This window comes from Pandoraea vervacti, assembly GCF_000934605.2.
Taxonomy (GTDB): domain Bacteria; phylum Pseudomonadota; class Gammaproteobacteria; order Burkholderiales; family Burkholderiaceae; genus Pandoraea; species Pandoraea vervacti.
Genome location: NZ_CP010897.2, coordinates 3,879,559 through 3,900,600, shown reverse-complemented (window position 1 = coordinate 3,900,600; position 21,042 = coordinate 3,879,559). Strand labels below are relative to the sequence as shown.

Here is a 21,042-nt window from a genome sequence, read left to right as displayed (position 1 = left end):
CGGGCCCGGAGACGATTTCCATGCCATCCCCCGACGTATCGATGCCTTCCATTTCCCACGCCGCACACGCCACGCCTGCGGCAACCCGCCTGAGCGCAGGCGAGATTTCCGCCCGACTCGACCGACTGCCGCCGACCCGCACCGTCTGGAAGCTGGTGGTGCTGCTCAGTCTCGGCTTCTTTTTCGAACTCTACGATCTGCTCTACACCGGCTACATTGCGCCGGGGCTTGTGAAGAGCGGCATTCTGACCCCCACGACACCCGGCCTGTTCGGGACCACCGGCGTGGCGAGTTTCATCGCCGCGTTGTTCTCGGGGCTCTTCATCGGCACCATCGCGTGCGGCTTTCTTGCCGATCGCTTCGGACGACGCGCGGTATTCACCGGCTCGCTGCTCTGGTACACCATGGCCAACGTCATCATGGCGTTTCAGGAGACGGCGACCGGCGTGAACTTCTGGCGCTTCGTCGTCGGCCTGGGCATCGGCGTCGAACTGGTCACGATCGGCACCTACATCGCGGAACTCGTGCCCAAGCAGATTCGCGGGCGCGCCTTCGCTTGCGAGCAGGCCGTCGGCTTCACGGCGGTCCCCGTCGTTGCGTTCCTGTCCTACTGGCTCGTGCCGCGTGAGTTCCTGGGGCTGGACGGCTGGCGCTGGGTGGTGCTCATCGGCGCACATGGCGCGGTGTTCGTGTGGTGGATTCGCCGCGCATTGCCGGAAAGTCCGCGATGGCTCGCGCAGAAGGGACGTCTGGACGAAGCCGCACGCGTGCTTGCCGCGCTCGAAGCGCAGGTCGAGCGCGAGTACGGCAAGCCGTTGCCCCCGCCGGGCGAGCCGGACCCCGTGGTGACGAAGCGCGCGTTTCGCGACATGTGGGTGCCGCCATATCGCAAGCGCGCCATCATGATGATCCTGTTCAACATCTTCCAGACCGTCGGCTTCTATGGCTTTGCCAACTGGGTGCCCACGCTGCTCATCAAGCAGGGCATCACAGTGACGACGAGCCTCGCATATTCGAGCGTGATCGCGCTCGCAGCACCGCTCGGACCGATCATTGGTCTGTGGATGGCCGACAAGGTCGAGCGCAAGCACGCGATCGTGTGGACGGCCGGCATCGGTATCGTGTGCGGCATCGTGTTCTCGCAGGTGACGTCGTCGTATCTGCTCATCGCCATGGGCATCGGCCTCACGCTCGCGAACAACATCATGTCGTATAGCTATCACGCGTATCAGACGGAACTGTTCCCCACCGGCATTCGCGCGCGTGCCGTCGGTTTCGTCTATTCCTGGAGCCGCTTCTCGGCAATTTTCACGGCGTTTCTGATCGCGTCGGTGCTGCGCAATTTCGGAGTGACGGGCGTGTTCGCGTTCATCTCGTGCGCCATGCTGATCGTCATGCTCTCTATCGGTTTGATGGGGCCGCGCACGCGCGATATCGCGCTGGAGAAGATTTCGCAATAAGCTGGCGATGCCGAAGGTTCACGCGCTACCCCGGAGCTTCCCATCATGGCTGACCTGCAAACCGAAGCGGCCTACGAGGCCAACGCCCGACGTTACAGCGAGGAGTGGCTGAACCAGCCGCCGCCCGACGACATGTATGCGCTGCTGGTGCGTCATTTCGTGCCGGGCGGCCGGACGTCGCGTTGTGCTGCATGAAGAGGACGTGACGAGCGCGAGTTCAGGAAAGCGCGTGTGCCGGATCATCGTACGCCGGCCTGCCTGATGACGCTCGCCGTCGGCGAACGGTGCGCATCCACGCACCGGCGCAACGAGGTGCCGGGCGATTACAGCAACTCGATGGCCGGCAACGTCAGCAGACTCGTTTCCCGCATGATGGACACGAACTCGCCAATGTAGGGCCGCACGGTAACGCCCGGCAGCGTTGCCGCCCATAACTCGGCCGTCAGCCCCCGGGGCGTGATCGGTCGTGCACTCACGTACTTGCGCTCCAGATACCCCGTGACGGCCCAAAGCGGCAGCGTGGCCAGCCCGCGGCGACTCGCGACCAGTTGCAGCATCGCCACCGTCAATTCGGTCGTGCGGCGTGTGGGCTCGATCCCGGCTGGGCGCAGCACCTGGCGCACGACATCGAGCATGTCGTCGGGCACGGGATAGGTAATGAGGGTTTCGTCGCGAAAATCCTCTGCATCGAGATGAGACTTGCCGACGAGCGGATGATCGTTCGCCATGAGCGCCATCATCTGAAAACGGAAAAGCGGATGGAAGTCGACGGCTTCGGCTTCGTCATGTTCCGACACGATCGCCAGATCCGCCCGGTCCTGATGCAGCAGCCCGATCGGGTCCGCGTGAAAGCCTGACACGATATCCAGTTCCACTTCCGGCCACCGTTGACGAAACGCGTCCATCGCCGGCATCAGCCAATCGAAGCACGTGTGGCATTCCACCGCGATGCGCAGCGTGCCCTGCGTGCCCTGCGCGAGCCGCACGAGGTCACGGCCCGCCTCGTCGACTGCCGGCACGACTTCCTCGGCCAGTGCCAGCAGGCGCTTGCCCGCCGGCGTGAACACCAGTGGCGAGGACTTGCGCACGAACAGCGGCAGTCCGTAGAAGTCTTCCAGCGCCTTGATCTGATGCGAGAGGGCGGACTGCGTGAGGTGGAGCCACAGCGCCGCACGTGAAACGCTGCCGGTGTCGCGCAGCGCCAGCAACGTCTGCAAGTGACGAAGTTCGATGGGAGTTCGTTGCATGAATAAAATTAATAATGATTTGCAAAAACTTTCGTTTGAATAATACATGCGCGACCGGGATACTGCCAGCCTGCGCGGGCAGTGCCCGCAGGCCATTTCATCGACATCATCGTCAGCACCGGTAAGGACGCATCTCATGGCTCAGGCCCACGTACTCGGATTGCCGCGCATTGGCGCGCAGCGCGAACTCAAATTTGCCGTCGAGGCGTTCTGGCGCAGTCCGATGGCGAGCCGTGACGAAGCGGCATTGCAAGATACCGGCCGCAACATCCGCGCTGCGAACCGGCGCGCTCAGCGCGACGCCGGTCTGGACTGGATCACCGTCGGCGACTTCCATTGGTACGATCAGGTGCTCTCCACGCTCGCCCTCGTCGGCGGTTTGCCCGAGCGTTTCGGTTTTGCCGCCGAGACGCTGACGCTCGCGAACTACTTCACGGCTGCGCGCGGCGATGCCCGGCACCGCGCGATGGAGATGACGAAGTGGTTCGATACGAACTATCACTACCTCGTGCCGGAGTACACGCCGCTCACGCGCTTCGGCGAAGGCACCGAATGGCTTTTCGACGAAGTGGGAGAAGCGCAGGCGCAGGGCAGCAACGTCAAGCCGGTCCTGCTCGGCCCGGTGTCGTTGTTGTATCTCGGCAAGGAGAAGGGCGGCCTCGCCGATCGGCTGTCGCTGCTGCCCGATCTGCTCGTGCAATACGAGCGAGTGTTGCGCCGCCTCCGGTCGCAGGGCGTGGCGTGGGTGCAGATCGACGAACCGGTGCTCGCCCTCGACCTGCCGCAAGCGTGGCGCGACGCGTTCGCCCCGGCCTACGCGCGTCTGTCGCCCGTCGCCCCGTCGCTGCTGCTCGCCACGTACTTTGGCGACGTCAGCGAACATGCCGCCTTGCTGAGGTCGTTGCCGGTGTCAGGCGTGCATGTCGATGGCGTGCGTGCGCCGTCGCAACTGGAGACGCTCGCCGCGCAGTGGCCGGCGGACAAAGTGTTCTCCGCCGGTGTGGTCGACGGCCGCAATGTGTGGCGCACCGATCTCACACGCGTGCGCGAGCCGCTCGTCCGACTGGCGCAAACGCTTGGGGACCGCCTGTGGATCGCGTCCAGCTGCTCGTTGATGCATTGCCCCTTCGATCTGGCGAACGAAGCGCGTCTGGACAAAGAGGTGCGCACATGGCTCGCGTTTGCCGTGCAGAAGCTCGCAGAAGTGGCGTTGCTGCGTCGTTCGATGGACGCCGCCGAGTTCGCGAAGCCCGACCTGCAGGCCGCCTTCGTGGCCGATGCCGCCGCTCAGCATGCGCGCCGCACATCGCCGCGCATTCACAACGCCGTTGTGCACAAGCGCCTCGCTGCGCTGACCGATGCGCATGCGCGTCGCGCGTCGCCGTATGCCGTGCGTGCAAAGGCGCAGCGCGCGTGGCTCAAGTTGCCGCTGCTGCCCACGACGACCATCGGTTCTTTTCCGCAGACGGCGGAGATTCGCACCGCACGCGCCGATTTCAGGCGTCACGCGATGTCGCATCTCGACTATCTGGAGACGATGCGCGCGCAGATTCGCCTCGCCATCGAGAAGCAGCAAGCCTATGGTCTGGACGTGCTCGTGCATGGCGAAGCCGAGCGCAACGATATGGTCGAGTACTTCGGCGACCTGCTGTGGGGCTTCGCGCTGACCGAGCACGGCTGGGTGCAGAGCTACGGCTCGCGTTGCGTGAAGCCGCCGGTGCTCTATGGCGACGTGTACCTGCCCGAGCCGATGACGGTGACGTGGAGCGCTTACGCACAGCAACTCACTGACAAGCCGGTCAAGGGCATGCTCACGGGGCCGGTCACCATGCTGCAATGGTCGTTCGTCCGCGACGACCAGTCGCGTGAGCGCACGGCGCTGCAAATCGCGTTGGCGCTGCGAGAAGAGGTGGCGGCGCTGGAGAAGGCAGGCGTGCGCGTGATTCAGATCGACGAACCCGCGTTGCGCGAAGGACTGCCCTTGCGCAAGGGCGAGTGGCCGTCGTATCTGGCGTGGGCGGTGCGCGCGTTTCGCGTGTGTTCGTCGGGGGTGGCCGACGACACGCAGATTCACACGCATATGTGCTATTCGGAGTTTCAGGACATTCTGCCGTCCATTGCTGCGCTCGACGCGGACGTGATTTCCATCGAGACCACGCGCTCCGACATGGCGTTGTTAGGGGAGTTCGAGGCGTTCGAGTACCCGAACGAGATCGGCCCGGGCGTGTACGACATTCACTCGCCGCGCGTGCCGTCGCAGGAAGCGATGGAGCGCCTGATCGAAGCGGCGCTGGCGCGGATTCCGGCCGAACGTCTGTGGATCAATCCGGATTGCGGCTTGAAAATCCGTGACTGGATGCAGGTCGACGGGGCGCTGACCAACATGGTGGCTGCCGCACAGGCGGTGCGTGTGCGGCTCTCGAGGGCACGGGCGCGCGCTGCCTGAGATGCGTGTTGCCTGAGCGGCGCCGTATCGCGCGACATCCCCGGGGACAGTGCCTGGCGTCGCGCACGCCTGTCAACGTTGACAGGTTCGCTCCGGTGCGTCGGCTTCTATACTCGAACCCCGGACCCCACCCGCCTATTGGCGGGGACGCCATCCGCCCGATCGGTGGCATGCGGCATGCGGTCCGATGTCCGCGGCGGCGTATCTACCGGAGGGCTTGCCATGAGCATCCTCGTCGAGCAACTGAAGCGCATCGGCGCACTGCAACACCCCATACCCGCCGATGCCGGTGCCGATGCCGATGCCAATGCCAATCGCGCGAGGGTGTGGCGCGTGGAACGTCTGCCGCCGGCGCGTGCTGACGTGGGCAATGTGTCAGCCGTGCTGAAGCGGACCGCCGGCGGCGAACGGCGCGAATACGTTGCCGAGCGCATACAGGTCAGTGACGATCCGATTTTCGGCTTCCGTGGTGTGATGGGCCTGCATTTCGCGAGTCCGCCGCACGAGGCGCATGAGGAACGTGTCTCGGTCTTGTTTCGCCGGGACCTGCCAAATGGCTCGTATCTGGTAGGCGACGCGATGGCCGACGCGCCCGCCGCAGTGGACTACGGGCTATATTTCCGCAACCCGCCGTACTACCCGGATGGGGACATGCTTATCACGTTTGAAATCGTCACCGGGAAGCTCATTCTCGAAAACCGCCCTGAGGCGCAGGTATTGGCGGGCAGATTCGAGAACGTCCTCGTCAAGATTCACAAGGTCGATCACCTGATCGGCATCGGTCCGGACACGCCCTACGAACTGACGATGCTCGACGGGCGGTTCGAGGCCGCGCTGTAACCTCGCAGCTTGCCCCGCCGGGGCTGCGGCATTCATAGGAACTCCTGCGCGCGCACCTGTCAGGGTTGACAGGTGCGCAATGCTGTTTCCTTGACTAGACTGCGCACCAAATAGCACGCACACGAAACAGCGCGACGATGTGGCGATGTGGCGATGTGGCGTGCCTGATGCGGGTGGCGGCGTGGCGGGCACGGCGAACAGCAGGTCGCCCGTACACGGACCAACGGCGGCGCGCTCGCGGCAACGACTCAGGTTTGCAGACCAGCAGTCGGAGGTGGCGCATGGAAGAGTTCATACTACTTTCGCGCGGTGATCTCGTGCCGCCCGTTGGCGTCGATGCGTGCGTCGACACCCGTTATCCCCGTCTCACGATCGACGAACAGGGCGCGCCGGAGCGAGGGGCGTTGCACTACGACGGTTGCATGCGCGCCTGGTGCTACGACGGCGAAGAGAAGCGGCGGTTTCTGCCCGTCGACGTCAAGCTCGATTCCCTCGAGGGCGCGCCCTACTGGTGGAGTGTGCGCGGCGAAGTCCGCTCTCCGGTTGCCTCGCACGCGGCCTTCGACGAAGCGTTGCGACTCACGTTTCGCTCGAATCTGTGCAACGGCACCTACGATGTCGAGAGTCCGCCCGACGCCAACGTCATGATGATCTATCAATTGACGTTTCGCGATCCGCCGAACTACCCCGGGCAGGACGTGCATCTCACGATCAGTGCGATGAGCGGCAAGGTGACGCTTTGCAACGATCCGGTGAACTATCTGATGGCAGGCGCGTTCGACGAGGTGGTGATTCCGGTGCCGGCGCTACGTCCGTTGATTGGCGCAGGGCCGCGATGGCCCTACAAGCTCTATGTCCGATGTGGGTATTTCGAGGTCATGCGGCCCTGACGCCGACGTGCTGAAGCGTCGGGGTCAGGGCCGCATGACCGGTTCGTCGATCAGGCCAGCGCCTTCTCCACGATCTCACGCACGTCCTTCGACAACGCCGTGTGCTGCGCGACTTGCTGCAAGGCTTCACGCATCCGCTCGCGCAGCGCCGGGGTGTACTTGCGCCAGCGATCGAGCACACGCGCCAGGCGTGCGGCGACTTGGGGGTTGAGGGCGTCGAGCGCCAGCACTTGTTCGGCCCAGAACTGATAGCCCGATCCGTCCGCCGCATGGAACTGCGCCGGGTTGCCGCTGCAGAAGCTGAAAATCAGCGAGCGCGCGCGGTTCGGATTCTTCAGGGTGAACGCCGGGTGACGCATGAGCGCGCGTACGGCGTCGATCACGCAGTGGCTGCCGTCGCCGCGTTGCATCGCCTGCAGCGCGAACCACTTGTCGATGGCGAGCGGTTCGTTCTCGAAGCGTTGATAGAAGTCCACCAGCGCTTCGGCAGCGTGGTTCGGCCCGTGGGCGGCGTCGCCCTCGCGCGCGGCGCCGCCGCGTTGCACGAGCGCCGTGAGCGCGGCAAAACGATCGGTCATGTTGTCCGCCGAGTCGTATTGCGTGCGTGCCGTTTGCGCAACACCGGCATCCGACAGTTCCATCAGATACGACAGCGCCAGGTTCTTCAACGCGCGTTCGCCCGCCGATGCGGCATCGGGCTGATACGGGCCCGGCACACGATGGTTGTGATACGCCGCGAGCCACTCGGTGTGGAGCGACGCGGCGAGGCGCTGACGCAGATATTGGCGCGCGGCGTGAATCGCCGCCGGATCGATTTCCGACATCTGCTCGCCGAGATACGACTCGGCCGGCAGCGTGAGCGCCTGTGCGCGGAAGGCCGGATCGAGCGTTTCGTCACGCAGCACCTGACGGAACGCTTCGAGCACGTAGCTATCCACGCTCGGCAGTTGACCCATCTGAATCGATTCGACGAGGGCGAGCAACTGGCGCGTGGCCAGTCGTTGACCCGCCTCCCAACGATTGAAGGGATCGCTGTCATGCGCCATCAGGAACGCGAGTTCGTCGATGGTGTACTCATGTTCGACGATCACGGGCGCCGAGAAGCCGCGCAGCAGCGAGGGCATCGGCGTGTGCGCCACGTCCACGAACGTGAAGCTCTGACGCTCCTGCGTGAAGTCGAGCACGCGCGTGGTGGCGGGCGGGGCGTCAGCGGCATCGGCGGCATCGGCGGCTTCGCCGGCCAGACGCAACGTCATGTCGCGACCGTCGCGATCGAGCAGGCCGACGGCGAACGGAATGTGAAACGGTTGCTTGACGAGCGCCTCGTCCTGCAATTCGACACCGACCTTCGGGCAACGCTGCGTGAGCGTGAGCGTGTAGGTTCGGGCGGCTTCGTCATAGACGGCATCGACCGTCACGCGCGGGGTGCCCGCCTGGCTGTACCAGCGGCCGAATTGCGTGAGGTCGCGCGCATTGGCGTCGGCCATCGCGGCGCGGAAATCGTCGCAGGTCACGGCCTGGCCGTCATGGCGCTCGAAGTAGAGATCCATGCCGCGGCGAAAGCCTTCACGCCCGAGCAGCGTCTGATACATGCGCACGACTTCCGCGCCTTTCTCGTAGACGGTGACGGTGTAGAAGTTGTTGATCTCGACGTAGCTTTCCGGGCGCACGGGGTGCGCCATCGGGCCGGCGTCTTCGGGGAACTGCGCCTGACGCAGCACGCGCACGTCGTCGATACGCTTGACCGCACGGCCCGATTCGGAGCCCATCATGTCGGCGGAAAATTCCTGATCGCGGAACACGGTCAGGCCTTCCTTCAGGCTCAACTGGAACCAGTCGCGGCAGGTCACGCGGTTGCCGGTCCAGTTGTGGAAGTACTCGTGGCCCACGACGGCTTCGATGTTGCCGAAGTCGTCGTCGGTTGCCGTCGCCGCATCGGCCAGCACGTACTTCGTATTGAAGATGTTCAGGCCCTTGTTCTCCATCGCTCCCATGTTGAAGTCGCTCACGGCAACGATCATGAAGCGATCGAGATCGAGCACGCGGCCGAAACGCTCCTCGTCCCAGCGGATCGAGTTGATGAGCGAGTGCATGGCGTGCTCGGTCTTGTCCAGATCCTGCGGCTGCACCCAGACCTGAAGCAGTTTCTCGCGGCCGTCGCCCGCAACGATGCGCTCCTCGCGGCAGACCAGGCGGCCTGCAACCAGCGCGAACAGGTAGCTCGGCTTCTTGAACGGGTCGTCCCACACGGCAAAGTGACGACCGTCGGGAAGGTCGCCCTTGTCGATCAGATTGCCGTTGGCGAGCAGCACCGGATAGGCCTCACGATCCGCGCGCAGCGTGACCGTGTAGGTGGCCATCACATCGGGACGATCGAGGAAGTAGGTGATCTTGCGAAAACCCTCGGCTTCGCACTGCGTGAAGAAGTTGCCACCGGAGACGTACAACCCCATGAGCGAGGTGTTTTCCTGCGGACGGCAACGGGTCACGAGCGTGAGTTCGAACGTTTGCGGCGGCGCTTGCACCGTCAGGGTTTCGTCGCCGGTCCGGTAGCCGGGCCACGGTTTGCCGTCGAGTTCGAGGCTGACCAGTTGCAGCCCTTGTCCCACGAGCTCGAGGTCGCCACCCAGCCCGGAAGGATTGCGGTGAACGCGCAATCGGCTGGTCACGGTGGTCACATCGGGGGCGAGATCGAAGTCGAGTTGGACGGTGTCGATGAGATACGCCGGGGGCGTATAGTCGGAACGTTGAATGACACCTGCGAGGTCGGTTCTGAGCATGGACGGTAGTTTGCGGACGGCCAGGGATTCACAAATTGTAACGGAGTGGCGTCACCTTAGTGTCCGAGCCGCAAATTTGCTGAATTTTCGCCTCATGTGCCCGTCAAATGATTCGGATGCGCGCAAGACGCCGTCCTATGCTTAAATCGTTGCAGTTTTGCCGCCGTGAAGGGCGCATTGACCGCGTCCGGCAGTCGGTTTTCAGGGGCGCGCCCCCGTCGGCCGCCGCTGTGTTCGTTCGATCTCGGGAGTTGCAAATCATGTGGAAACGATGGGGAATGGCAACATTGGCCGTCGCCAGCGTATGGCTGGCCGGGTGTGCCAGCACGGTCACCAGTCAGGTGACGGCGTTCGGCAGCGCGCCGGGATTCGAAGGCCCCCGCACCTACGCGCTTACGCGCACGCCCGAGCAACAGAACAATCAGGAGCATGCGACTTATGAGCAGTGGTTGCGCAACCGTCTCGCGGGGGACGGCTTCAGCGAGCAGAGCGCTTCCAGTGCGCACTATCTGATCGGCATGACCTACGGCATTCAACAGCAGATGATGCGCGTGACGGAGCCGGCGTACGATCCGATGTTCGCCCCCGGCCCGTGGGGGCCGTGGGGCCGCCCATGGGGCTGGTATGGCTATCCCTACGCCGGGCCGCCCGCGTATGTGCAACGCGACTATCCGTACGCACTCGCCGGTTTGCAGTTGCGGTTCACCGACCGCGCCAGCGGCAAGGAGGTCTACCGCGTGCAGGCCAACACGAGCGATGCCGGTACCTCGATGGCGTCGGCCATGCCGTTTCTGATCGACGCGGCACTCCGGCAATTGCCGTTCCCGAGCGGGCAGACGGTCAACGTGCAGCAAAAGGTCGGTAAGTAAGTCCGGTCGCAGGTCTGCTCATCATTTCCGCGTTCCCGCCATAAGCCATACCAACGGCGGTCATACCAACGGCGCGAGTGCTCGACCGGTTGCGGGCCGATCACTCGCGCCGTTGGGGCATTACTGCATCAACGTGACGATGCCGAGCACGAGGAAGATCACGGCGGCCACCGCGTGCACCGCGCGCGTGGGCAGGCGTCCCGAGAACTTGTGGCCGACGAGCACCGCAGGCACGTTCGCGAGCATCATGCCGAGCGTGGTCCCTGCCACGACGCCGAAGAAGTCCTGATAGCGCGCGGCTAGCATGACCGTCGCGATCTGCGTCTTGTCCCCCATTTCGGCGATGAAGAACGTGATGATGGTCGACACGAACACGCCAAACTTGCGGCGCGTGTCGGCCTCGTCGTCGTCGAGCTTGTCGGGAATGAGAATCCAGATCGCCATGCCGATGAAGGAGGCCACGACGGCCCATTTCATGATGGCGGGATTGATCGCGGTGGAGAGCCATTCGCCGACGGCGCCGGCAAAACCGTGGTTGACGAGCGTTGCGACGAAGATTCCGAGAATGATCGGCACGGGCTTCTTGAAGCGCGCAGCGAGCACGAGGGACAGCAGTTGGGTTTTATCGCCGATTTCGGCAAGCGCGACCACACCGGTCGATACGAGGAAGGGGGACACCTTTTTTTCTCCGCCGGGCCGTGTAATTGCGAGCCAATGACAATGCATCCCGGCCCGGTTGGCGGAAGCATCGTCATCGGTCTCGCCAGGCCCGAGGGCTGCGCACGCCATAGCCGGAACCGGCCAAGTTTGTTGACGTACGCCCCCGCCGAAGACAGATGTCTATGACAGGGCGGCTACTCCCCAATGAATCGGAGCGGATTATAGCACTGGCGAGCGGCACTCGCGCAAGCGCGGCATTCGCTGGATGGGGAGCCGCGACGCCGTGCCCCTGTGATGCCGTGATACCCGGGGAAAAAGCAAAAAAGGGCAGCCAGCGGCTGCCCAAGGAGATCCCCGACCGTATGCCCCTTGCGCACGGTCGGCGACCGCGTGGGAGCGGATGCGAGCCAAGGCGCCGTATCCGCGCCCACGCGTAAGCCATCAAACCCTTGCCGAAGGCGCTCAGGCGCACTTAGGTGCACTTAAGTGCACTAAGACGCACTGGGTCGCCGACGACCCACCGAGGGTCAGTGCGCGGTGCGTCGATGCACGGGCTTGCCAGCCGCGTAGGTCGTGGCAATGGCGCGGTCGTCGCCCAGCATCGCGAAGGCGAACAGCAATTCCTCCAGCGACTCGGCCAGTGCGGTACGACGCGCGAGCAGCGGCGTCGCTTTCGGATCGAGCACCACGAAATCGGCCTCGGCGCCGACGGCCAGTGTGCCGATCGCGCCATGCAGATCCAGTGCATGCGCCGCGCCTTCGGTCGCGAGATAGAACATGCGTTCGGCCGAAAGATGGTAGCCGGACAGTCGCGCCACCTTGTGCGCCTCGTTCATCGTCTGCAGCATCGAGAAGGTCGAGCCGCCCCCCACGTCGGTTGCGAGCGTCACCGGCATGCGCGTAGCTTGCGCGGCGGCGAAGTCGAACAGACCGCTGCCCAGGAACTGGTTCGACGTCGGGCAGTGCGCCGCCACGGCCCCCGTCTCGAACATGCGGCGACGGTCGTGCTCATCGAGCCAGATGCAATGGCCGTACACGGCACGCTTGCGCAGCAGCTTGTAGTGATCGTAGACGTCAAGGTAGCTGCGATGGCCCGGGAACAGCGAGCGGACCCATTCGACCTCGTCGGTGTTCTCCGCAACGTGGCTCTGGATGAACACGTCCTGATACTGTTGCGCGAGTTCGCCGCATACGCCGAGTTGCGCTTCGGTCGATGTCGGCGCAAAGCGCGGCGTGAGTGCGTACAACTGACGACCCTTGTTGTGCCAGCGCTGGATCAGCGCCTCGCTGTCGCGCGCACCGCTCTCGGCCGTGTCGCGAAGGAACTCGGGGCAGTTGCGGTCCATCATCACCTTGCCCGCGACCATGCGCAGATTGCGCGTGTCGCTTTCCTTGAAGAAGGCATCGGCGGAGCCCGGGTGCACCGTGCAATAGACGAGTGCGCTGGTGGTGCCGCCGCGCAGCAGTTCGTCGAGGAAGAACCGGGCGACGTCCGCCGCATATTCCGGATTCTCGAAGCGGCGCTCGGTCGGGAATGTGTACTTCTCGAGCCACGGCAGCAACCCCGGCGCAGGCGACGCGATCATGTCCGTCTGCGGATAGTGGATATGCGTGTCGATGAAGCCCGGCGTGACGAGCTTGTCGCGCAGGTCGTCGATGGGCGTGTCCACGGGCAGCGTGGGAGCCACTTTGGCGTAATCGCCCACGGCGACGATGCGCCCGTTCTCGAACGCGACGATACCGTCGGTGTGGTGCACCGTGCCCGGCGTGCCGTCGAGGTAAGCACGCGCGGGATCGTGCGTGAAGTAGACCAGTTGTGCACGCACAGCGCGTACGCCCTGCGTGGCTTCGTTTGCGGTAGACATCATCGGGGCCTTCTGTCGTTACATTTGCGTGAGCAGCAGCACGGCGAGCGCTGCCACGACCCACATCGCGGGCTTGATCTCTTTCACGCGTCCCGTGAACAGCTTGAGGACGACGAACGCGAGGAAGCTGTAGGCGATGCCGTCGGTAATCGAGTACGAGATCGGAATCATCACGAGCGCGATGAAGCTCGGGATGGCTTCGTCCATTCTGTGCCATTCGATGCGCGCCACGGATTCCATCATAAACACACCGACGAGAATCAGCGCCGGGGCGGTGGCGATGGCGGGCACCAGCGAGAGCATCGGCGAGAGAAACAGGAACGGCAGGAACAGCAGCGCGCAAACCACGGCGGTCAGTCCGGTGCGGCCTCCCTGTGCAATGCCTGCCGCCGATTCGATGTAGGCATTCGCCGGGCTCGTGCCGAGCGGGCCGGAGATCAGCACCGAGAACGAGTCGACGATCATCGCCTGACGCATGTTGCGCGGGTTGCCGTCGCGATCCTTCATGTTGCCCGCTTCGGCAATGCTCATGAAGGTCGAGAGGGTATCAAAGAACGCAGTGAAGAGCATCACGAAGATGAACGGCAGGTAGGCCACCTTCAGCGCGCCGAGCAGGTCCAGCTGGCCGATGCCCGAGAAGTCCGGTGCGGCGAAGAAGCCCTGGAAGTTCACCAGCGTGGCCGTCGCGATTTCCTTGGGGAAGTACCCGCTGCCGTCGCCCCACAGCCGCCCGATGGGCACGGCCATGAGGGTGGTGACGACGATGCCGATCATCAGTGCGCCGTTCACGCGGCGGGCAACGAGCACGGTCGTGAGCGCCAGACCGATGAGGAAGGTGACCGTCGGCGGCGACAAGTGCGCCAGACGCACCACCGTCACCGGATCGCTCACCACCAGCTTGGCATTGACAAGACCGATGACGGTAATGAACAGGCCGATGCCGCACGAAATCGCGTAACGCAGGTTCGCCGGAATCGCTTCGACGACGAAGCGTCGCACGTTGAGGGCGGCCAGCAGTGCGAAGAGAATGCCCGACCAGAAGACGCAACCGAGCGCTGTCTGCCAGGGCATGCCCACGCCGAGCACCATCGTGAAGGCGAAAAGCGCGTTCAGGCCCATGCCGGGGGCGACCAGAACCGGGTTGCGGGCGTAGAGCCCCATCGCGCAGCTCCCGAAGAAGCTGATGAGCACCGTGGCGGTGAGGGCCGCCGGGAAGCCCATGCCCGTCTTGGACAGAATCGCCGGATTCACGACGATGATGTACATCGCCGCAAGAAATGTCGTGATACCCGCGATCACTTCGGTCCGAAACGTGGAGCCGAGCGCCGTGATGCCGAAATAACGGTCAAGCACGGAGGCCGGTTGCGCGCCCGCCACGCGCGTGTGATCGGGGGCCGCGTCGGGGGCGGCAGAGGTCTGGGCCGGGGGCAGGCCATTACTCGCCGGGGGGCTGAGCGATGAGTCCATGGGGTGTTGTCTCCGATATGTTCTATGTTGAGTGCGCCTGAGGTCAATGGGTGTGGGGGCACCTTGGAGGTCCGGCAGGGCACGCTCGAAAAATAGCATCGGGTCCCGGTGAAAATATTCCCCATGCGGAATGTTCCACATCATCGCGAGGTAATGTGGCGAGCGAATCGGAAGCGATCAGCGCCACCCTGCGCCAACCGGAGACATCCGGAGACATCCGGAGACATCCGGAGACATCCGGAGACATCCGGAGCAAACCGGAGCAAACCGGAGCAAACCGGAGCAAACCGGTGTGCAATGCTGGCCGCGCAGACACAAAAAAACGCCCGAGTGATTCGGGCGTTTGCGGGCTGTGCGGCGAGAGTCCTTCCCGGCGCCTTATGTCGCAGCCGTCACGGCCTTCCGGCCGTCCGACGTTCATGCATTCATACGGTCTGCGCGGCGCGGAACTGCGCCAGTTCTCCTACCAGTCGACGCTTCTCGCTGTCGTCGATGAACGATGCTTCGAAGCTGTTCCTTGCCATCGTGTAAGCGTCGTCGAGCGTCATGTCGAGGGCGTCGAAGGTGGCAAGGAAGTTCTCGTTCAGGTAGCCGCCGAAATAGGCAGGGTCGTCCGAGTTGATCGTCACCGCAAGACCGCGTTTGAGCAGTTGATGCAGCGTGTGCTGCCCCATGTGGTCGAACACCTTGAGACGCACGTTCGACAGCGGACACACCGTCAGCGCAATCTTCTCGCGGGCCAGACGGTCCAGCAGCGCCTCGTCCTCGATGGCGCGCACGCCATGATCGACGCGCTCGACGCGCAGCATGTCCAGCGCTTCGTGGATGTACTCGGGCGGCCCTTCTTCACCGGCATGGGCCACGATTCGCAGGCCGAGCGCGCGGCAGCGCTCGAACACGCGGGCGAACTTGTTGGGCGGATGGCCTTGCTCGGACGAGTCGAGTCCCACGCCCACGAGACGGTGCCCATGGCTGTTGAAATACGGCAGCGCCGTTTCCAGCGTTTGCAGCGCATCGTCTTCGGGCAGATGGCGCAGGAAGCACAGAATGAGGCGGCTCGTGATGCCGTTGCGCGTTTCGGCCTCGGCCAGCGCGCGCTCGATGCCATTGACGACGGTCGCCATCGATACGCCGCGCGATGTGTGCGTTTGCGGATCGAAGAAGATCTCGGTGTGACGGATGTTATCGGCGGCCGCGCGCGCCATGTAGGCGCGCGTCATGTCGTAAAAGTCGTCCTCGGTGAGCAGCACGCTCGCGCCCGCGTAGTAGATGTCCAGGAACGACTGGAGATCGGTGAAGGCGTAGGCGTCGCGCAGGGCCTGCACGCTGGGGTACGGGAGCTTCACCCGGTTTCGCTCGGCGAGCCGGAAAATCAGCTCGGGCTCCAGCGTGCCCTCGATGTGCAGATGCAGTTCCGCCTTGGGCATGGCGCAAAGGGTCTTGGCAAGTTCTGGCGTGAGTGGCATGGAAATGTCTGGTTCAGGGGGGGAATGGGCGGGATTTTACCGTCGCAGGCGCTTGCCGGTCATCCGGTCACCGTGGGTGAGGTGAGCGGGGCGCGCGCGATCAGACCGCGACGCCGTCGTCAGGTGTCGGCGCCGGTGCGCTCAAATGCGTCTGCTGCACCTGCTGCTCGCGCACGCGCAGCAACTGCGCGACGACCGCAATCGCTATCGTCGCTGGCGCCTTGCCCGTGATGCCCGCCACGCCGATGGGGCAGATCATCTGTGCGAAGCGCTCGGGCGGCACACCGCGATCGCGCAGGCGATGCTCGAACTGCCGACGTTTGGTCATCGACCCGATCAGCCCGAAATAGGCGAAATCGTCTCGCCTGAAAATGGCTTCGCACAGGCGTTGATCGAGCGCATGGTTGTGCGTCATCACCAGAAAAAATGTGCCGGGTGGCGCTTCGGGGACGATTGCCTCGGGCGTGTCGGTCGATTCGACCGAAGTGTTCGGCGGCACCGATTCGGGGAACGTCTCGGTGCGCTCGTCGGCCCATGTCACGCGGCATGGCAGTGTCGCCAGCACCTGCACGATGGCCTGTCCGACATGCCCCGCGCCGAAGAGCACGATGTGAAAGTCGCTCGGCGCGAGTCGCTCGCTCAGCCACAACCAGCCATCGCTGCCCTGCCAGAAGGAGCACGCGGCATCGTCGGCGTCGCGGGTGAGGGTGTGCGGATGCGCCAGCGGCTCGTCGGCGTCGAGCTCACTGAGCAGTACCGGGCCGCCCTGTTGCTGACTGGCCGCCGCATCGGCTCCCGGCGCACCGAACGCCACACTGCGCAGGCTCGCTTGACCGGCTGCCAGACGCTTGTGCAGCGCGCTCACCCAGGCCAGATCGGCCAGCGTGAGCACTTCGAAGGCAAGGGTGACGGCACCGCCGCAGCATTGCCCGAGACTGGGGCCGAGCGCGAAGCGCTCGACGTGTCGCGCACCTTGATGTCCGTATTGACGCAGCAGTTGGCGGGCCACATCCATGGCCCGCCATTCCAGATGACCGCCGCCGATCGTCTCCCATACCTGTTCGCGCGTGACGAGCAAATGGGTGCCGGCTTCGCGTGGCGCCGAACCCTCCACGCGTGCGATCGTCACCAATACGGCCGCTTCACCGCGAACGAGCAGCTTGTGAGCGGCGTCGACCCAACGGTGCATCAGGCGGCGCTCCGGCTGCGAAGTTCGGTGATCGCCATAAGGAGCGCCTCGGACGTGGCCGGTGCATTCAGTACCGGCTCGTCGCGATAGTCGTTGACGCTCGCCACCGCATCGCGCAGCGCGTTGAACACCGAGAACGGCAGCAGCAGCGGCGGCTCGCCGACCGCCTTCGAGCGATGGATCGAGTCCATGACGTTGGCGTTTTCATACAGCGCGACGCGAAAGTCCGTCGGGCAATCGCTGATGCCGGGAATCTTGTAGGTGGACGGCGCGTGCGTCATGAGCCTGCCGTCCTTGTTCCACCACAGCTCCTCCGTCGTCAGCCAGCCCATGCCCTGAATGAACGCACCTTCGACCTGACCGATGTCGAGCGCCGGATTGATCGACTTGCCGGCGTCGTGCAGCACATCGGCGCGCAGCAGACGCCACTCGCCGGTGAGCGTGTCGAGCATCACTTCCGAGACCGCGGCGCCGTAGGCAAAGTAGTAGAACGGATTGCCGTTCATCGTCTTGGCGTCCCATGACAGGCCCGGCGTGGCATAGAAACCGTCGGACCACAGTTGCACGCGTGCCCAGTAGGCGGCTTCCACGAGTTCGGGGAAGGGGATGTCGTTGCCGTTCACGCTGACGATGTCGTTGGCGAAGCTCACGTCCTTGGCCGAGCCGCCGTACTTTTGCGCGGCGAACGTGGCCAGACGCTCGCGGATCTGCCATGCGGCGTTCTGCGCGGCCTTGCCGTTCAGGTCGGCGCCGGTCGACGCGGCCGTCGCCGAGGTGTTCGCGACCTTGCTCGTGTCGGTGGCCGTCACACGCACGTGCGAGAGGTCCACCCCTAGCTCGTGGGCGACGACCTGCGCGACCTTCGTGTTCAGGCCCTGACCCATTTCGGTGCCGCCGTGGTTCACGAGCATCGAACCGTCGCGGTAGACGTGCACCAGGGCGCCGGCCTGATTGAAGGCCTGCACGTTGAACGAGATACCGAACTTGAGCGGCGTGAGCGCCAGCCCCTTGCGTAGTACCGGGCTCGTACGGTTGAAGGCGCGAACCGCGTCGCGCCGCGCGCGGTAGTCGCTGGTGCGCTCCAGTTCCGAGACCAGTTCGTGAATGATGTTGTCCTTCACGAGTTGCCCGTACGGCGTGACGTTGCGCTCGGTCTTGCCATAGAAGTTCACCCGGCGAACGTCGAGGGCATCTTTGCCCAGACGCCGCGCGATGGCGTCTTGCAGCACTTCCATGATGAGCGCGCCTTGCGGGCCGCCAAAGCCGCGAAACGCGGTGTTCGACTGGGTGTTCGTCTTGCCGCACAGGGCGCGCAGATCGGCATCCGGCACGTAGTAGGCGTTGTCGAAGTGGCAGATGGCGCGTGTGGCGACGGGGCCGGACAAGTCCGCCGAGAAGCCGGCGCGCAACGTCATGTCGACCTTGGCGCCGGTGATGCGGCCGTCGTCGTCGAAGCCGACGTCGTATTCGAAATAGAAGCCGTGACGCTTGCCCGTCATCATGAAGTCGTCGTCGCGATCCAGACGCAGCTTCACCGGCCGCTTCAGACGCGTCGCGCACAGCGCGGCGACGCAGGCGAACAGGCCCGACTGCGACTCCTTGCCGCCGAAACCGCCGCCCATGCGACGGCATTCGACCTGCACCTGATGGCTATGCCAGCCCAGCGCGTGCGAGACCAGCGCCTGCATCTCGCTCGGGTGCTGCGTCGAGCAATAAATCTGCAGACCGTCGTTTTCCTTGGGAATCGCGTACGAGATCTGGCCTTCGAGATAGAACTGCTCCTGCCCGTTGCATTCGAACGTGCCGGTGAGACGGTTCGGCGAAGCCTGCAGGGCGGCATCGGCGTCGCCGCGACGCAGTTGCATCGGCGGGATCACGCCTGCGCCGGCGGCTTTGGCGGCTTGCGGCGTGAGGATGGCAGGCAGGTCTTCGAATTCGCCCCTGGCCAGACGTGCGGCGCGGCGGGCGGCGTCGTGCGATTCGGCCACCACGGCGAACATCGGCTGCCCGATGTACTGGACGATGCCGTCCGCGAGAATCGGGTCGTCGTGCACGACGGGGCCGCAGTCGTTCACGCCGGGGATGTCGGCGGCGGTGAGCACGGCGACCACACCCGGCGCACGACGCACGGCGTCGAGATCCAGCGACAGGATGCGGGCGTGCGCCTTGGGCGACGGGCCGAGCGCGCAGTGCAGCGTGCCTTGCAGTTCGGGGATGTCGTCGGTGTACGTGGCCTCGCCGGCCACGTGAAGCTCGGCCGACTCGTGCGGGCGCGAGCGGCCGACCTGTGCGGCGGTCTGAGCGGTCTGCGTCATGAAGCCTTCAACTTGCGTGTTCATGGGCGGCTCCGGTTAGACGTTGGCGAACGCGTTGACTTCGTGCGCCGCAAGCGGCGCGTCGGTGCGCGTTTCCAGGAAAAAACGATACAGCAGATTCTGTGCACCGGCCAGACGATAAGCGCTCGTCGCCCGCATGTCGGACAGCGGCTGATAGTCGCTCGGCACGGCGGCCATGGCCGCGCGCACGGTGGCCTCCGTCCACGGCTGACCGGTCAGCGCCGCTTCGATGGCGTTGCCGCGCTTGGGCGTTGCCGCCATGCCGCCGAAAGCGACACGGGCGCAGCGCACGGTGTCGCCGTCGAGCTCGAGCGCGAACGCGGCACACACGGCGGAGATGTCCTGATCGAAGCGTTTGGCGAGCTTGTAGGTCCGAAAGCGTTGTGCGGCGGCTGGCAGCGGCACGCGAATCCCCTGCACGAATTCGCCCGCTTCGAGTGCGGTCTTCTGATAGGCGAGGTAGAAGTCTTCGAGCGGCATTTCACGCACGACGCCTTCGCGGTGCAGCACGATGCGGGTGCCGAGCACGATCAGCGCGGGCATCGAATCGCCAATGGGGGAGCCGTTCGCGACATTGCCCCCGAGCGTGCCCGCGTTGCGGATCGGGAACGACGCGAAGCGCTGACGCAATTCGGCCAGATCCGGGTAGTGCCTCACGAGCGCGTCGAATGCGTCGTTGAGCAGGGCGCCCGCACCGATATAGAGGCCGTCCGGACCTTCCGAGATCTCTCGAAGCTCAGTCACCTGGCCGAGGTAGATGAGATGCTTCAACTCGCGGAATTGCTTCGTGACCCAAAGGCCGATGTCCGTGCTGCCGGCCAGAAGGCGGGCATCCGGGTAAGCCGCGCGCAGTCGGCCCAGTTCGGCGAGCGTGCGCGGTGCGTGGAAGATCTGAGCGTCGTGTTCATAGGTGAGGGTGTCGCCGCGCTGCAACGCTTGGAGTTGTTCGGCCAGCGCCTTGCGATCGAATTCGCGGCGCGGCAGGTCGAACATCTTTTGTGCGGCATCGACGATCGGGCGGTAGCCGGTGCAGCGGCACAGGTTGCCGGAGAGCACGTCGTCGATTTCGCGGCGGCTCGGGCATCCCGCCTGCACCGGGCGATTTTCGTACATGGCCCACAGCGACATCACAAAGCCCGGCGTACAGAAGCCGCACTGCGAAGCGTGGCAATCCACCAGCGCCTGCTGCACCGGATGCAGCGTGCCGTCGGCGGCGCGCAGGTCTTCGACCGTGAAGAGGGCCTTGCCGTCGAGCGTGGGCAGGAACTGGATGCAGGCGTTGACCGCACGCAGCGCCACGCCGCCATCGTCGGCCAGCTCGCCGATCACGACCGTGCAGGCGCCGCAGTCGCCCTCGGCGCATCCTTCCTTGGTGCCGGTGCAGTGCAGGGCTTCGCGCGTGTACTGAAGCACGGTGCGGGTCGTGGCTTCGCCAGTGACCTCATGCACCTTGCCGCGGTAAAAGAAGCGGATGGCTTGTGTCTCCATGGTTCTCAGTGTAGTGCAGTGTGATGGCTGGAGGGCCGG

15 protein-coding genes and 1 riboswitch are annotated in these 21,042 nt (G+C 64.6%); of the genes, 6 read left to right on the top strand and 9 right to left on the bottom strand.

The window, feature by feature from the left end; translation table 11 throughout:
* The first annotated feature begins 41 nt into the window (after positions 1–41).
* On the top strand, positions 42–1,460 hold the full coding sequence (locus UC34_RS16930) for an MFS transporter (RefSeq protein WP_084070755.1): 1,419 nt from the start codon (positions 42–44) through the stop codon (positions 1,458–1,460).
* Positions 1,461–1,505: 45 nt separating this feature from the next.
* Positions 1,506–1,655 carry a hypothetical protein gene (locus tag UC34_RS16925; RefSeq protein WP_174556771.1) on the top strand — a complete coding sequence of 50 codons (150 nt, stop codon included), beginning with the start codon at positions 1,506–1,508 and terminating at the stop codon, positions 1,653–1,655.
* Positions 1,656–1,783: 128 nt separating this feature from the next.
* Here UC34_RS16925 and UC34_RS16920 read toward each other — a convergent pair whose 3' ends face one another.
* A complete protein-coding gene (locus tag UC34_RS16920) occupies positions 1,784–2,707 on the bottom strand; it encodes a LysR family transcriptional regulator (protein WP_044456468.1) in 924 nt (307 codons plus the stop codon).
* Positions 2,708–2,843: 136 nt separating this feature from the next.
* Between UC34_RS16920 and metE the strand changes: the two genes are divergently transcribed.
* The 3 genes from metE to UC34_RS16905 all read left to right on the top strand — a co-directional run bounded on the left by metE (position 2,844) and on the right by UC34_RS16905 (position 6,883).
* Positions 2,844–5,153 (top strand): 5-methyltetrahydropteroyltriglutamate--homocysteine S-methyltransferase, encoded by a 2,310-nt coding sequence (gene metE / locus UC34_RS16915; RefSeq protein ID WP_044456467.1) that lies wholly within the window; start codon positions 2,844–2,846, stop codon positions 5,151–5,153.
* Positions 5,154–5,375: 222 nt separating this feature from the next.
* Positions 5,376–5,993: a hypothetical protein gene (locus tag UC34_RS16910; RefSeq protein ID WP_044456466.1), complete on the top strand. Its 618-nt coding sequence runs from the start codon at positions 5,376–5,378 to the stop codon at positions 5,991–5,993.
* A 281-nt stretch (positions 5,994–6,274) separates the two neighbouring features.
* On the top strand, positions 6,275–6,883 hold the full coding sequence (locus UC34_RS16905; RefSeq protein ID WP_044456465.1) for a hypothetical protein: 609 nt from the start codon (positions 6,275–6,277) through the stop codon (positions 6,881–6,883).
* A gap of 50 nt (positions 6,884–6,933) precedes the next feature.
* Here the strand turns inward: UC34_RS16905 and pepN are convergent, their stop codons facing one another.
* Entirely contained in the window at positions 6,934–9,663 is a 2,730-nt protein-coding gene (gene pepN, locus UC34_RS16900) for an aminopeptidase N (protein WP_044456464.1), read from the bottom strand.
* 278 nt (positions 9,664–9,941) lie between these two features.
* Between pepN and UC34_RS16895 the strand changes: the two genes are divergently transcribed.
* Positions 9,942–10,532 (top strand): DUF4136 domain-containing protein, encoded by a 591-nt coding sequence (locus UC34_RS16895; protein ID WP_167370668.1) that lies wholly within the window; start codon positions 9,942–9,944, stop codon positions 10,530–10,532.
* Between the two features lie 120 nt (positions 10,533–10,652).
* On the opposite strand, the gene UC34_RS16890 is transcribed toward UC34_RS16895, so the two are convergent.
* The 7 genes from UC34_RS16890 to xdhA all read right to left on the bottom strand — a co-directional run bounded on the left by UC34_RS16890 (position 10,653) and on the right by xdhA (position 21,003).
* Positions 10,653–11,210, bottom strand: a complete 558-nt coding sequence (locus tag UC34_RS16890) for a TMEM165/GDT1 family protein (RefSeq protein WP_237165134.1) — start codon at positions 11,208–11,210, stop codon at positions 10,653–10,655.
* A 12-nt stretch (positions 11,211–11,222) separates the two neighbouring features.
* Positions 11,223–11,407, bottom strand: a riboswitch (yybP-ykoY riboswitch).
* Between the two features lie 312 nt (positions 11,408–11,719).
* Entirely contained in the window at positions 11,720–13,060 is a 1,341-nt protein-coding gene (guaD, locus tag UC34_RS16885) for a guanine deaminase (RefSeq protein ID WP_044456461.1), read from the bottom strand.
* A gap of 15 nt (positions 13,061–13,075) precedes the next feature.
* Positions 13,076–14,524 carry an NCS2 family permease gene (locus UC34_RS16880; protein ID WP_237165133.1) on the bottom strand — a complete coding sequence of 483 codons (1,449 nt, stop codon included), beginning with the start codon at positions 14,522–14,524 and terminating at the stop codon, positions 13,076–13,078.
* 425 nt (positions 14,525–14,949) lie between these two features.
* Positions 14,950–15,990: an adenosine deaminase gene (locus tag UC34_RS16875; protein WP_044456460.1), complete on the bottom strand. Its 1,041-nt coding sequence runs from the start codon at positions 15,988–15,990 to the stop codon at positions 14,950–14,952.
* A 100-nt stretch (positions 15,991–16,090) separates the two neighbouring features.
* The gene (xdhC, locus tag UC34_RS16870; RefSeq protein WP_044456459.1) at positions 16,091–17,179 is read right to left on the bottom strand and encodes a xanthine dehydrogenase accessory protein XdhC; all 1,089 of its coding nucleotides are present in this window, start codon (positions 17,177–17,179) and stop codon (positions 16,091–16,093) included.
* Positions 17,179–19,518 carry a xanthine dehydrogenase molybdopterin binding subunit gene (xdhB, locus tag UC34_RS16865; protein ID WP_044456458.1) on the bottom strand — a complete coding sequence of 780 codons (2,340 nt, stop codon included), beginning with the start codon at positions 19,516–19,518 and terminating at the stop codon, positions 17,179–17,181. The genes xdhC and xdhB overlap by 1 nt, the downstream gene beginning before the upstream one ends.
* A gap of 12 nt (positions 19,519–19,530) precedes the next feature.
* Complete coding sequence (gene xdhA / locus UC34_RS16860; RefSeq protein WP_044456457.1) at positions 19,531–21,003, bottom strand: xanthine dehydrogenase small subunit; 1,473 nt, start codon at positions 21,001–21,003, stop codon at positions 19,531–19,533.
* Between the last annotated feature and the right edge of the window lie 39 nt (positions 21,004–21,042).

Coding starts and splice junctions, on each gene's coding strand:
- UC34_RS16930 (WP_084070755.1), top strand. CDS start 42: ATGCCTTCCATTTCCCACGCCGCACACGCCACGCCTGCGGCAACCCGC.
- UC34_RS16905 (WP_044456465.1), top strand. CDS start 6,275: ATGGAAGAGTTCATACTACTTTCGCGCGGTGATCTCGTGCCGCCCGTT.
- guaD (WP_044456461.1), bottom strand. CDS start 13,060: ATGATGTCTACCGCAAACGAAGCCACGCAGGGCGTACGCGCTGTGCGT.
- UC34_RS16895 (WP_167370668.1), top strand. CDS start 9,942: ATGGCAACATTGGCCGTCGCCAGCGTATGGCTGGCCGGGTGTGCCAGC.
- UC34_RS16925 (WP_174556771.1), top strand. CDS start 1,506: ATGGCTGACCTGCAAACCGAAGCGGCCTACGAGGCCAACGCCCGACGT.
- UC34_RS16910 (WP_044456466.1), top strand. CDS start 5,376: ATGAGCATCCTCGTCGAGCAACTGAAGCGCATCGGCGCACTGCAACAC.
- metE (WP_044456467.1), top strand. CDS start 2,844: ATGGCTCAGGCCCACGTACTCGGATTGCCGCGCATTGGCGCGCAGCGC.
- UC34_RS16920 (WP_044456468.1), bottom strand. CDS start 2,707: ATGCAACGAACTCCCATCGAACTTCGTCACTTGCAGACGTTGCTGGCG.
- xdhA (WP_044456457.1), bottom strand. CDS start 21,003: ATGGAGACACAAGCCATCCGCTTCTTTTACCGCGGCAAGGTGCATGAG.
- xdhB (WP_044456458.1), bottom strand. CDS start 19,518: ATGAACACGCAAGTTGAAGGCTTCATGACGCAGACCGCTCAGACCGCC.
- xdhC (WP_044456459.1), bottom strand. CDS start 17,179: ATGCACCGTTGGGTCGACGCCGCTCACAAGCTGCTCGTTCGCGGTGAA.
- UC34_RS16875 (WP_044456460.1), bottom strand. CDS start 15,990: ATGCCACTCACGCCAGAACTTGCCAAGACCCTTTGCGCCATGCCCAAG.
- pepN (WP_044456464.1), bottom strand. CDS start 9,663: ATGCTCAGAACCGACCTCGCAGGTGTCATTCAACGTTCCGACTATACG.
- UC34_RS16880 (WP_237165133.1), bottom strand. CDS start 14,524: ATGGACTCATCGCTCAGCCCCCCGGCGAGTAATGGCCTGCCCCCGGCC.